The sequence below is a fragment of the Chryseobacterium lactis genome, from assembly GCF_003815875.1.
GTDB lineage: Bacteria > Bacteroidota > Bacteroidia > Flavobacteriales > Weeksellaceae > Chryseobacterium > Chryseobacterium lactis.
Genome location: NZ_CP033924.1, coordinates 5175884 through 5188386, shown reverse-complemented (window position 1 = coordinate 5188386; position 12503 = coordinate 5175884). Strand labels below are relative to the sequence as shown.

Below are 12503 nucleotides of genomic sequence, written 5' to 3'. Positions count from 1 at the left end.
ATTTTTTTAAAATTAAAGTAAGTTGTATACAAATTTACGATAATTATAAGGAAAGAAAAAATGTCGCCTGTTTTTATGAAATAAACTTTATTGTGAGATAATGCTTACTATATCGTGTTTTTTTAAGATAAAATTTTAAAAATGTGTAATTGATTTATTTAATTCATTATATAGAATAAAAAGATAGGTGTGGTTGCTGTGATTATTGGAATAAGGACAATAAAATAGTTGTCATAGTTCGAAAAGGGTGATGAGGTACTGTAAATAAAGGATTTATGATGAAATGTTAAATTTATATAAATTTACGTTTGTTGCGATTTTGAACATTTTAAATAAATTTTTTGATAGCCTACCTTTTAAGATTATTCTAATTTTACACCATTATTAATCGGATATGAAAAAAAGAGTCATATTTTTCTCTTTTGTATTGTTTTTCTCAGCTTTATGTGCAAGTCTTTTTGCACATAAGTGGAAAGCTCAACCATATTCTGATGTCCTATCAAAGATACATCTCCTTCAGCAAAAATCGGATGAACAAAGCCAGCCTGAAATGTATAGCTTTTCAGATGCTCAGGATCTTCAGGATTCCGATGATTGGGAAAAAGTAAAATTTGATTATTCAATACTTGCACAGCAATGGTTCCACTATTTCTTTGCTGCAAACTCTTATAGTACACCGGTTGCGGCCGTTCAAAACCGTATTTATATTACAGCACCAAGATACATCCTGTATCATTCCCTGCAGATTGCGGGCTGCTAATCTCATTTTTTTAAATTTTAATGATCCCTCGTGGTTTGTATTGTACAGATACAGATCCATCGGCGTCATTCCTCATTTTACATTTTTAAACATTTCTATTTGCCTTTACAGAAAGGTGAACAGGATACTGTTTGTCCAATTTTAAATAAAAAATACTATGCACTTAACACCAAGAGAAACGGAGAAGCTAATGCTATTTCTGGCAGGCGAACTCGCTCTAAAAAGAAAGGCCAGAGGCCTGAAATTAAACTATCCGGAATCCATCGCACTGATCAGTCACTTTCTGCTTGAAGGAGCAAGAGATGGAAAAAGAGTCGCTGAACTGATGCAGGAAGGCGCTAATCTTTTAACTAAAGAAGATGTGATGCCTGGCGTGGCAGAAATGATCCACGATGTTCAGATCGAAGCAACATTCCCTGATGGGACTAAGTTAGTAACCGTACATAACCCAATCCGTTAATATCTATTCATTATGATACCAGGAGAAATTTTTGTAAAAGAAGGCACTATCATCTGCAATGAAGGCAGAGAAACTGTCAAAATAAAAGTAACCAACACAGGAGATCGTCCTATTCAGGTAGGTTCACATTTCCATTTTTTTGAAGTAAACAAGGCGATGAGCTTTGACCGCGAGAAAGCTTTCGGAAAGAGACTGAATATTGTAGCAAGCACTGCAGTACGTTTTGAACCGGGAGAAGAAAAAGAAGTGGAACTGGTAGAAATAGGAGGAACCAAAAAAGCAATGGGCTTCAATAACCTTGTTGACGGACAGGTAGATTCTGAAGATCAGAAAAAAGCAAGCCTTGCAAAAGTTCAGGAGTTAAACTTTAAAAATCAGTAAAATGAGCTTAAACGTAGACAGAAAACAATACGCAAATATATTAGGTCCAACAGCCGGAGACAAAATCAGACTGGGAGACACTGAAATTATTATTGAAATCGAAAAAGATTTCACCCATTATGGAGACGAAGCCGTTTTCGGAGGAGGAAAAACCGTACGTGACGGGATGGGACAGAATGTTACTGCAAAAAGAGACGAAGGTGTTTTGGATCTTTGTATCACAGGAGCAGTAATCATTGATCACTGGGGAATTGTAAAAGGAGATATCGGAATCAAAGACGGTAAGATCGTGGGAATCGGAAAAGCCGGTAACCCTGATACCATGGACGGTGTATCTCCTAATATGATCATCGGCGCTTCTACTGAAGTTCATGGAGGAAAAGGATATATTGTAACGGCCGGAGGGATAGATACCCACATCCACTACATTTGTCCACAACAGATCGAAACTTCTTTATACAGCGGAATCACCACAATGATTGGAGGTGGTACAGGTCCCAATGACGGAACAAACGCTACAACAGTTACCCCGGGTAAATTCAACATGCAGAAAATGCTTGAAGCAGCTGAAGAATATCCAATGAACCTTGGATTCTTCGGAAAAGGGAACTGTTCCGCAGAAGAACCTATTGAAGAGCAGGTAGAAGCTGGAGCTTTAGGAGTAAAAATCCACGAAGACTGGGGAGCAACACCTGCAACCATTGATGCCGCTTTAAAAGTAGCAGATAAATATGACGTTCAGGTAGCCATCCACACCGATACCTTAAATGAAGGAGGGTTTCTGGAAGATACTATGAGAGCGATTAACGGAAGAGTAATCCACACCTTCCACACAGAAGGAGCAGGTGGAGGTCACGCGCCGGACATCATCAAAGCAGCCATGTATCCAAATGTATTGCCTGCTTCTACAAACCCTACACGTCCTTACACCATCAATACAATCGATGAGCACCTGGATATGCTGATGGTATGTCACCATTTAAGCAAAAATATCCCTGAAGATGTGGCGTTTGCTGATTCACGTATCCGTCCTGAAACAATTGCAGCAGAAGATATTCTTCACGATATGGGAGTTTTCAGTATCATGAGCTCTGACTCTCAGGCAATGGGAAGACCGGGTGAAGTGATCACAAGAACATGGCAGACCGCAAGTAAAATGAAGGAGCAGAGAGGTGATTTGGCTGAAGATAAAGACAGCGGAAATGATAACTATCGTGCCAAAAGATACGTGGCAAAATACACCATCAACCCAGCTATTGCACACGGTATTTCTGAATATGTTGGATCTCTTGAAGAAGGGAAATTAGCAGATTTAGTAATCTGGAAGCCTGCATTATTTGGAGTAAAACCTGAAATGATTGTAAAAGGTGGATTTGTAATTGCTGCTAAAATGGGAGATCCGAATGCATCTATTCCAACGCCTCAGCCAATTATTTACAGAAATATGTTTGGAGCTCACGGAAAAGCAAAATATGGTATTTGTGCCAACTTTGTTTCTCAAATCTCCATCGATAACGGAACGATTGCCTCTTACAAGTTAGAGAAAATGATCCTTCCGGTTAAAAACTGTAGAAATATTTCCAAAAAAGACCTTATCCATAACGATAAGACACCTTTAATTGAAGTGAATCCTGAAAACTATAAAGTAACGGTAGACGGTGAATACATCACTTGTGAACCGGCAGAAAAGCTTCCTTTAACACAGTTGTATTACTTGTTCTAAGATAAATACTATCAATAAAACCTAACAGGTTTCAAAAACCTGTTAGGTTTATTTAACAATAAAAAAATCGGGTAATATTTAAAACAATTATAGAACTAAGTTTAAAATGAAATATTTAAATAAAACAGTTTTTTCTCTTGCCGTAGCCGGGTTGTCTTTACTTTCCGGTACTGTAAGTGCTCAGTTTCTGGGCGGACACAGAATTAAAAGTGATGAGGACGGGCCCAAAGGACAGTTTATGGTATATGGTTCATTAGATTACTCTAAAGTGACTACCCCTACCAACAGCAGCAGTACCGTTTCCAGTGCACCACTTGGGTTAGGATATTTTATCAATAATAATGATCTTATAGGGGTTAATTATGCTTACTCTCAAAATTCTGTTAATCATGATGTTATGTATAAACAGAATGAGGCGGGAGTTTGGTATAGCCCTTCATTAATGCTCGGAAAATACTTTGTATTAATCGGTCAGGTGGATGCCCATTATGTTTGGGGACAGCAACAGGCAACAACAGCTGATGCGACAATGCAAAACTTTAACGGATTCCGTCTTCGTGCTTATCCTTTGATCGGAATATTGCTAGGCGGAGGCTGGGCTTTGAAATTCAAATTTGCTGAACTTTCAATGCTTCAGACCAAAACGAAAGAAGAAGGCTGGACGAAAAGCTATGTAGCAGGAATCAGTGGTTCAACATTCGGAGTAGGAATTTCTAAAAACCTTGACTTCAGAAAAAAATCCAAAAATGATAATTAATCAAATCATAGGCAATCTGACCGAAAATCCTACGGAAAAAACCATAGATTACCTCGATCTGGAATGGTTTGAAACCACCAAAAGAATCCAACGTAAGAAATCCAGAAAGGGAATTGATGTAGCGATTAAATTTCTTAGAGAAGGACAAAGGTTGCGTGAAGGAGATATTCTTTTTGAGGACGCAGAAAAAGTAATAGCAATCAATGTTCTGGAAACAGAGGCGATCGTTATGGTACCGGGTTCTCTGTTGGAAATGGGAACCGTATGTTATGAAATCGGAAACAAGCATATCCCACTCTTTATTCAGGAGGATAAAGTATTGCTACCGTTTGAAATGCCCATGTTCAGATGGCTGGAGGCAAGCGGTTTTAAACCGGAAAAACAATCCGTAAAACTGCTGAACCTTCTTAAATCTAACGTAGAACCTCATGGACATGGAAGTTTAGGTTCAACAATTTTTACTAAAATTCTAAAAATGGCCGCCCCAAAAGATGAATAATATGAACATCAACTTTTTATCAGGACTGCTTCATCTTGCAGATCCTACACTTCCGATCGGTGGTTACACCCATTCTAACGGACTTGAAACCTATGTGCAGGAAAGAATTGTGGACAATGTGGAAACCGCAAAGGAATTTGTACAGAACATGCTGCAGTACAATCTTAAGTTCAATGACGGAGCTTTTGCAAAGCTGGCTTATAAAGCAGCTGAAAAAGAAGATTTACAGGCTTTAATCAGTCTGGATAATGAATGTAATGCGGTAAAATGTCCGAAAGAAATCCGCCAGGCCAGCCAAAAATTAGGGTTGAGGTTGATCAAAATATTCAAAAGAAGAGAAAGCTTTCCATTTATGGAGGCCTTTGAAAAGGCAATTCAGAATAAAGAGGCCAATTCTCATTACTGTATCGTGTTTGGAGTCTATGCTTATTTAATGAAAATTCCTTTGTACGAGGCACTTCTGGGATTCTATTATACTTCAGTGGCAGGGATGATTACTAATGCTGTAAAATTGGTTCCACTGGGACAACTTGATGGGCAGGACATCTTATTTGCTTTATATCCTGTCATGGAAAAAACAGTCTGGGAAACCATGGAACTGGACAGAGATCTGGTAGGACTTTGCAATACAGCTTTTGATATCAGATGTATGCAACACGAAAGGCTCTATTCAAGACTTTATATGTCGTAGGAAAATAAATCCGATATATGAATGAAGATACCTTTGCTGAGTGAAACGCCTTTGCGAACGAAAAATCTTCACAATCATCAAAAACTTAGCGCACTTAGCGTTAAAGAATAAAACAAAACAAAGTAAAATTTAAAAAAATGGAAAATAGAAAATATATAAAAGTAGGTGTTGCAGGACCGGTAGGTTCAGGAAAAACAGCATTATTAGAACGTTTAAGCAGGAAATTATTTGGGAAATATGATCTTGGAGTGATTACGAATGATATTTATACCAAAGAAGATGCTGAATTTATGGCTAAAAACAGTCTGCTTCCTCACGACAGAATTATCGGTGTAGAAACAGGAGGTTGCCCTCACACGGCCATTCGTGAAGATGCAAGTATGAACCTTGAAGCGGTAGATGAATTGGCAGCACGATTTCCTGACATTGAATTGGTTCTTATTGAAAGTGGAGGAGACAACCTTTCAGCAACTTTCAGCCCGGATCTTGCAGATGTTACGATTTTCATTATTGATGTTGCGGAAGGAGAAAAAATTCCAAGAAAAGGTGGCCCTGGTATTACAAGATCAGACCTGTTGATCATCAATAAAATTGACCTTGCCCCACACGTAGGAGCAAGCCTTGAAGTGATGGAGAACGATGCCAGAAGAATGAGAAAAGGAAACCCTTTTGTATTCACCAATCTTAAAACAGATGAAGGACTGGATAAGGTAATCGGGTGGATCAAAAAATATGCTCTTTTAGAAGAAATTGAAGAACCGAACTTAGTAAGATAGATGGATAGTCGTTTAAATATTATCGCAGGATTCAAGGGAGGAGAGTCATATGTGAAAGATCTTTATGTCTCGCTCCCTTTCAGAGTAGTTTCTGTAGGACAGCGAAAAAGTGACAAAAAGCTCTATCAGATGATAATGAGCTCCTCTCCGGGGATTCTCGATGGTGACCATTACCACCTGGATGTAGCTCTTGAAAAAGGGGCCTCACTTCAGTTGCAGTCGCAATCGTACCAAAGGCTTTTCAACATGAAAGATAAAGCTGTTCAGGAATTGAATGTGACAATGGAAGATGAAACTTCCTTTGCTTACGTGCCTCATCCTATTGTACCGCATGAAGATTCCAATTTTAAAAGTAAAGCGAATATTCATATCGGTAAAAACAGCCAGATTATCATCAGCGAGATTATTACCTGCGGACGAAAGCATTATGGAGAGGTTTTTAAGTTAAAACGTTTTCAGAATCTTATGGAGATCTACCATAACAATAAATTGGTGGTAAAAGATAATGTAGTGATTCAGCCTGACCTGATTCCGATCAGCAGTATCGGAAATCTGGAACAATATACCCACCAGGGAACCTTGATTTTCTACAGCACTAAAAAAGATGTAGATAAAACCGGCCTGATTGAAGAGATTGTGGAGGCGGCAGGAGTACATCATGAAGAAATGGAAGTCGGAGTTTCTGCAATGGAAGACAATGGTTTTGTAGTAAGAGCTTTGGGGCATGGTGGAGAATTGATGTACAACTTTTTCCTGCACGTTCAGGAAATCCTTTGGTCACTGGAGTAAAGGGGGAGCTTTGAGAGCCTTGTCAAGGTTCAAAACCTTGACAAGGCTGGAATATTGCTTTAACAGACATTGTCACCCTGAGCGGAGTCGAAGGGTGTCGATTAAGTTAAAATTTTTATTAACTAAGCAAGGCTTTATACGCAATCATTTGCGTAATCTCCAAAATCTGTGTGAGCATACATTCAATAGAAGCGGGCTTTAGCCCGCACAAATAAAAAGAAACCTTCCATTGGCTTTAGCCAAAACATAATAAAGAATCTGAAACAACAGAATTAATAGAAAATGGACAGTACAGTTTGGGCGCTTCTTCTGAGTGCCGTTTCAATAAGTTTTATACACACCGCATCAGGACCGGATCATTATCTTCCATTCATTGTGATTTCAAAATCCAAGAAATGGAGTGGTATGAAGACAGCGATCTTAACAGTTGTCTGCGGATTTGGACACGTTTTTAGTTCCCTTATCTTAGGTTTTATCGGAGTATTTCTCGGATGGCAACTAAATAAAATATCATGGTTTCAGGATATCAGAGGGAATTTCTCAGGGTGGGCACTGCTGATTTTCGGTGGCGTTTATCTGGTGTACGGATTGATCCAGGCGATTAGAAATAAACCCCATAAGCATTTTGATGTAATGGGTGATGACGTTTATGTGTACGAACATAATCACAGTGAAGTTGTAATGCCTCAAAAAAGAATAAAAGTGACTCCACTTGTACTCTTTATGATCTTCGTAATGGGACCAAGCGAACCTTTAATTCCTTTATTATTCTATTCGGGGGTTAAACATTCCATGTCGGAAATTGCAGTACTGGTGACTTCATTTACCGTTACTACAGTTTTGACGATGCTTGGAATGGTTCTTCTGGGACGTTATGGCTATTCAACATTATTCAATACAGATAAATTGGAAAGATATATGGGGGTCGTAAGCGGAGCCGTTGTTACCGTATGCGGAGTGGGGATGGTCTTTCTGGGATGGTAAACGAGAAATGAAGTTTGAGGGTCGGAGAGTGAGAGAGTTTGAGAGTGGTAAGGTTTAAAGTTAAATGTTTAAAGTTCAAGGTTGTTAGCCATTCACTGATGATTGAGGATTTTCTTCCTTCACCATTTACTTGTGAATCAAAATTGACCATTGAAATTCAAAACTAAAACATCTATCATCTCTTCGTCTATTATCTCTCATCTTGATGTCTTTCAATATCTACAATCAATAATACAATTAAAAAAAACTATGGACGAATTTTTCAAAAAACTACCTTTTATAGATCCTATTTTAAAAGGAATCGGGCAAATTATGCTTCAGGAAAACAGATGGACCGGCCTTTTATTTCTGATAGGGATCTTTATGGGGAGCTGGCAGTGCGGTGTTGCGGTAATACTTTCAACAGCAGCCGGAACTTTTACCGCCACGAAGCTTAACTACAACAAATCTGAGATCAATGCAGGTCTGTATGGCTTCAGCGCAGCTCTTGTAGGAGTAGCATTAGCTTTTCTGTTTGAAACAACAGTAATGGTATGGATTCTTATCCTGTTAGGAGGAGCCCTGGCTGCCATTATTCAGCATTTCTTTATCCAAAAGAAGATTCCGGTATTTACCTTTCCTTTTATTATTATTACCTGGGTATTGGTATTTGCACTGCATCATTTTACGCATATTCCACCGTCTGAATTGTTCAGCAGTGAAGTAGTATCTACAAAATATGACGATTTTCTTACCTGTACGAATGGCTTTGGTGAAGTCATATTTCAGGGCGGGGTGCTTTCAGGAATGATTTTCTTCCTTGCTGTTTTTATCAGTTCACCGGTAGCGGCTTTATATGGATTGGCAGCATCTATTCTTGGTGCCGGTTTATCTCAGCTGAACGGGGAACCCATCAAAGAAATCCACATGGGATTATTTGGTTTTAATGCGGTTCTTTCGGCTATCGTGTTTTCAGGAGTGAAAAAAACAGATGGAATATGGGTATTGATTGCAGTTGCCTTAACCATTATCATTGATGATCTGTTGATTGATAACCACTATCTGGATGCTGTGGGTGGTGTATTTACTTTTCCGTTTGTAGCCGGAACATGGATTACTCTTTTAATTCAAAAAATATTTCTTAAAGCAAAAGCATAGGCTTGGTTTGAGGGCCTGAGGGTTTTGGAGTTTGAGAGTTCTAGAGTATGAAAATAGGAATGTTTAAAGTTTAACGTTCAAGGTTGTTATCCTTTCACCAATAATTAACGATTCACTATTTACTTGCGAAGCAAAATTGACGGTTGAAATCTAAAACTAAAACATCTATCATCTCTTCGTCTATTATCTATAATCTCGTATCAGCCCCAAATTTTTAATTTAACAAAACAAAAAAATGAAAATAACTAAAATAGCAGCGGCATTTCTGGTCATGGCTTTCAGTGGAAAAATGATGGCACAGGAAACAGAAAAGCAGTTGTCAATAAAAGATGCTGATGATAAATTTCCTATCGCTGACGCCCTGGTAAAATATGACCACGGAAACAGCCATACCCACACCGGAACAGACGGTACATTTTCTATTCCTGTTAAATCTCTTCCCGATACACTGGTGATCAGTCGTCAGGGATATGATGAGGTAAAATGGGTTGTTGCCAATGATGAGGATAAAAATAAAGTTATTTTTTTACAGCATAAGCCTTTTCAGATCTCAGAAGTAGCAATCAATCACAGTTCATTTTTATCAGCCATTACAAAAGTGGATCTGAATAAATTTCCTGTGAACTCAGCCCAGGATTTACTCAGAAAAGTTCCCGGATTATTTATTGCGCAACATGCAGGAGGAGGAAAGGCTGAACAGCTTTTTTTAAGAGGATTTGATGCCGATCACGGTACTGACGTAAGCGTTAATGTAGACGGAATGCCGGTGAATATTGTTTCCCATGCCCATGGACAGGGATATTCGGATCTACATTTTGTCATCCCTGAAACGGTCAATAATATTGACTTCGGAAAAGGAGCTTACTATATGGATCGTGGTGATTTCAATACCGCAGGATATGTTGATTTTCAAACGTATGGCGGATTAAAAAACAGCATGATCAAACTGGAAGGAGGTTCCTTTAATTCAAAAAGAGTGTTGGGAATGTTCAATATTCTGCATGATGATCTGGGTAGAAAAAATGCCTACATCGCAGCGGAATATAACTATACGGACGGGCCTTTTGATGTAAAACAAAATTTTAATAGGGTTAATATTTTTGGAAAGTACAATCAATGGCTTACCGATAATGATTATTTCAACATTCAGTTCTCTACCTTTAATTCTTCCTGGAATGCGTCGGGACAAATTCCTGAACGTGCCGTAGACGAGGGAATTATAGGAAGATGGGGAAGTATTGATCCTACCGAAGGAGGAAAGACTTCAAGAACAAACCTTCAGATGAATTTTAAACATATTATTTCTCCTTCCGAACAGATTGATGCGATGGCCTTTTACTCAAGATATAACTTCAATCTGTATTCTGATTTTACTTTTTATTTAAAAGATAAGGACCATGGTGATGAAATTCAGCAGACTGACGGAAGAAATATTTATGGAGCTGAGGTAAAATATACCAAAACTTTCTCTCTTCCCAACAGTTCTTTAAACTGGACTTCCGGAATCGGTTTAAGAAACGACGATATCAATACATTACAACTTAATCACGTTTATCACAGAGATCTGTTGCTGGACAGATTGTCGGATGTAAACGGAACAGAAACCAATCTTCATGCATACACCGGCCTGATCTGGAAGACAGGAAAATGGACCATCAATCCGGCTTTAAGAGTAGATCATTTTATTTTCAATATGCATAATCTGCTGGATGTAGAACAATTGCCTTCCGGACAGTCAAAAGAAGCGACAAGAGTAAGTCCAAAACTGAATTTCTCCTATGCCCAGAATGACAATGTGATGTGGTTCCTGAAAACTGGTATGGGATTCCATTCCAATGATATGAGGGTAGTGGTTACCAATCAGAATGAAAATACCCTTCCTTATTCTATCGGAGCCGATTTTGGAGTGAGATTGCATCCTTTTAAATCATTAATCATTACACCGGCGATATGGTATCTGGATCTGCAGCAGGAATTTGTATATGTAGGAGATGATGCGGTTGTAGAACCTTCAGGAAAGTCAAGACGTTTTGGGGCAGATCTGGGAATTCGTTTTCAGCCTCTGGAAAATTTTTATCTGAATGCTGATGTCAACTATTCCCACGCCAGATTTATCGAAGAAGAAAAAGGTAAGGATTATGTTCCTTTGGCACCGGTTGTGACCAGTACAGGATCCGTAAACTGGGATTTTCTTCATGGTTTCTCCTTGGGACTTCAATACCGTTATCTAGGCTCAAGACCTGCTGTTGAGGACAATAGTATTAAGACAAAAGCTTATTTCGTTAATGATCTGATGCTATCCTATAACCGTCAGAAATGGGGCGCAAATATTCAACTGAATAATCTTTTCAACGTAAAATGGAATGAAGCGCAGTTTGCAACAGAAACTCAGTTAAAAGGAGAAGCAGAACCAATCACAGACCTTACGTATACACCGGGAAGCCCTTTTGGGATAAGAGTAGGAGTGTATTATAAGTTCTAAAGTTATGAGAGAGTTTGAGAGTGAGAGCGTTTGAAGGAAGATATAAAGAAATGTTCTGTCAATTTTCAAATGAGCGCATTCTCAAATTTTCAGATTCTTTGATTCTACCTTATAAATTATGTATAACTTTAAATAATCATTACATCGGATATGGAAGTATTGTCCAATTTTCAATATAAAAAACTTTTTCTGCCGAATATTACGGAGAAAATATTAGCCAATAATGCGGATATACAACTGTATCGGATCGAGAATTATCTTAAAGGAATTCTGATGCCGGTCATTCCGTACCGAACAACTTTTAACTTTATTATTTTCGTAACCAACGGACATATCAAACAATACCTGGAAAATAAAGAATATAATGCTGAGAAAGGCGGAGTGATCTTTATCAAACAGGGAACCATAACGGCTACGGTAGAGTTGTCCGATGATATTGAAGGATTTTTCCTGGCGTATGAAAATAATATCCTGTCTGAACAGGAGCTGCCAAAACATAAAAGCAGCATTTTCTTTATGACGCCTTTCCTGAATCTTGACAGCCTTACTTATGGCACCATTACCCAGCTTCTCCCTATTATGGAGCAGGAATTATGGTTAAGTAGTCTTAATGTCAATGACGTAGTGGTGACCATGCTTCACCTTATTCTGATCAAAATGCTGAGTACAGATTCTGACACTCATCATAAATCGGCAACACGTCCCATGGAACTGTCTCTTCAGTTCCGGGATCTTTTGTTTAAATACCATGTAGTCGAAAAAAGAGTAGCTTTCTATGCCGATAAACTGTCTGTCACAGAAAGTTATTTAAATAAATGTGTGAAAGGTGTTACCCAAAAATCGCCCAAACAATGGATCAACGAGATCGATATCAATTACAGCAAGGCTTTGCTGCACTCAAGTAAAGATATCGCAGAAATTGCCTATGAGCTGAATTTCCATACTGCATCCCACTTTACCCAGCTTTTCAAGAAAATCGCAGGAATTACCCCGAAAGATTACAGAACGCAGTTTTTGAATAACAGAGTGCCGGGATAGGTGAGAAGATGGAGGGAAAGGGTAAA

General features: G+C 38.5%; 13 protein-coding genes. All 13 read left to right on the top strand.

The features are described 5' to 3' along the window. Positions 1 to 394: 394 nt before the first annotated feature. The 13 genes from EG342_RS23120 to EG342_RS23060 all read left to right on the top strand — a co-directional run bounded on the left by EG342_RS23120 (position 395) and on the right by EG342_RS23060 (position 12477). Positions 395 to 760, top strand: coding sequence for a hypothetical protein (locus EG342_RS23120; protein ID WP_103290302.1), 366 nt, complete (start codon positions 395 to 397; stop codon positions 758 to 760). A gap of 157 nt (positions 761 to 917) precedes the next feature. Continuing rightward, positions 918 to 1220: an urease subunit gamma gene (gene ureA / locus EG342_RS25575; protein ID WP_103290300.1), complete on the top strand. Its 303-nt coding sequence runs from the start codon at positions 918 to 920 to the stop codon at positions 1218 to 1220. 12 nt (positions 1221 to 1232) lie between these two features. Then, a complete protein-coding gene (ureB, locus tag EG342_RS25570) occupies positions 1233 to 1601 on the top strand; it encodes an urease subunit beta (protein ID WP_027374325.1) in 369 nt (122 codons plus the stop codon). Between the two features lies 1 nt (position 1602). Then, positions 1603 to 3324: an urease subunit alpha gene (ureC, locus tag EG342_RS23105; protein WP_103290297.1), complete on the top strand. Its 1722-nt coding sequence runs from the start codon at positions 1603 to 1605 to the stop codon at positions 3322 to 3324. Positions 3325 to 3430: 106 nt separating this feature from the next. Further along, positions 3431 to 4081: a hypothetical protein gene (locus EG342_RS23100; protein WP_103290294.1), complete on the top strand. Its 651-nt coding sequence runs from the start codon at positions 3431 to 3433 to the stop codon at positions 4079 to 4081. Further along, positions 4071 to 4580, top strand: a complete 510-nt coding sequence (ureE, locus tag EG342_RS23095; protein WP_103290292.1) for an urease accessory protein UreE — start codon at positions 4071 to 4073, stop codon at positions 4578 to 4580. Before EG342_RS23100 ends, ureE begins: the two co-directional genes overlap by 11 nt. Position 4581: 1 nt before the next feature. Next, positions 4582 to 5271 carry an urease accessory protein UreF gene (locus EG342_RS23090; RefSeq protein ID WP_103290501.1) on the top strand — a complete coding sequence of 230 codons (690 nt, stop codon included), beginning with the start codon at positions 4582 to 4584 and terminating at the stop codon, positions 5269 to 5271. A 137-nt stretch (positions 5272 to 5408) separates the two neighbouring features. Continuing rightward, positions 5409 to 6047 carry an urease accessory protein UreG gene (gene ureG / locus EG342_RS23085; RefSeq protein WP_103290289.1) on the top strand — a complete coding sequence of 213 codons (639 nt, stop codon included), beginning with the start codon at positions 5409 to 5411 and terminating at the stop codon, positions 6045 to 6047. Further along, complete coding sequence (locus EG342_RS23080; protein WP_103290288.1) at positions 6048 to 6836, top strand: urease accessory protein UreD; 789 nt, start codon at positions 6048 to 6050, stop codon at positions 6834 to 6836. A gap of 282 nt (positions 6837 to 7118) precedes the next feature. After that, a complete protein-coding gene (locus EG342_RS23075) occupies positions 7119 to 7820 on the top strand; it encodes a hypothetical protein (RefSeq protein WP_103290285.1) in 702 nt (233 codons plus the stop codon). Positions 7821 to 8069: 249 nt separating this feature from the next. Then, positions 8070 to 8957 (top strand): urea transporter, encoded by an 888-nt coding sequence (locus EG342_RS23070; protein WP_103290282.1) that lies wholly within the window; start codon positions 8070 to 8072, stop codon positions 8955 to 8957. Between the two features lie 235 nt (positions 8958 to 9192). Next, positions 9193 to 11439, top strand: coding sequence for a TonB-dependent receptor (locus tag EG342_RS23065; RefSeq protein ID WP_103290279.1), 2247 nt, complete (start codon positions 9193 to 9195; stop codon positions 11437 to 11439). Between the two features lie 150 nt (positions 11440 to 11589). Further along, positions 11590 to 12477 carry a helix-turn-helix domain-containing protein gene (locus EG342_RS23060; RefSeq protein WP_103290276.1) on the top strand — a complete coding sequence of 296 codons (888 nt, stop codon included), beginning with the start codon at positions 11590 to 11592 and terminating at the stop codon, positions 12475 to 12477. Positions 12478 to 12503: the final 26 nt, after the last annotated feature.

Excerpts from the sequence above, each read along its gene's own strand:
- EG342_RS23080 (WP_103290288.1), top strand. The coding sequence starts at position 6,048 with ATGGATAGTCGTTTAAATATTATCGCAGGATTCAAGGGAGGAGAGTCA.
- ureE (WP_103290292.1), top strand. The coding sequence starts at position 4,071 with ATGATAATTAATCAAATCATAGGCAATCTGACCGAAAATCCTACGGAA.
- EG342_RS23070 (WP_103290282.1), top strand. The coding sequence starts at position 8,070 with ATGGACGAATTTTTCAAAAAACTACCTTTTATAGATCCTATTTTAAAA.
- EG342_RS23090 (WP_103290501.1), top strand. The coding sequence starts at position 4,582 with ATGAACATCAACTTTTTATCAGGACTGCTTCATCTTGCAGATCCTACA.
- ureA (WP_103290300.1), top strand. The coding sequence starts at position 918 with ATGCACTTAACACCAAGAGAAACGGAGAAGCTAATGCTATTTCTGGCA.
- ureC (WP_103290297.1), top strand. The coding sequence starts at position 1,603 with ATGAGCTTAAACGTAGACAGAAAACAATACGCAAATATATTAGGTCCA.
- EG342_RS23065 (WP_103290279.1), top strand. The coding sequence starts at position 9,193 with ATGAAAATAACTAAAATAGCAGCGGCATTTCTGGTCATGGCTTTCAGT.
- EG342_RS23060 (WP_103290276.1), top strand. The coding sequence starts at position 11,590 with ATGGAAGTATTGTCCAATTTTCAATATAAAAAACTTTTTCTGCCGAAT.
- EG342_RS23075 (WP_103290285.1), top strand. The coding sequence starts at position 7,119 with ATGGACAGTACAGTTTGGGCGCTTCTTCTGAGTGCCGTTTCAATAAGT.
- EG342_RS23100 (WP_103290294.1), top strand. The coding sequence starts at position 3,431 with ATGAAATATTTAAATAAAACAGTTTTTTCTCTTGCCGTAGCCGGGTTG.
- EG342_RS23120 (WP_103290302.1), top strand. The coding sequence starts at position 395 with ATGAAAAAAAGAGTCATATTTTTCTCTTTTGTATTGTTTTTCTCAGCT.
- ureG (WP_103290289.1), top strand. The coding sequence starts at position 5,409 with ATGGAAAATAGAAAATATATAAAAGTAGGTGTTGCAGGACCGGTAGGT.
- ureB (WP_027374325.1), top strand. The coding sequence starts at position 1,233 with ATGATACCAGGAGAAATTTTTGTAAAAGAAGGCACTATCATCTGCAAT.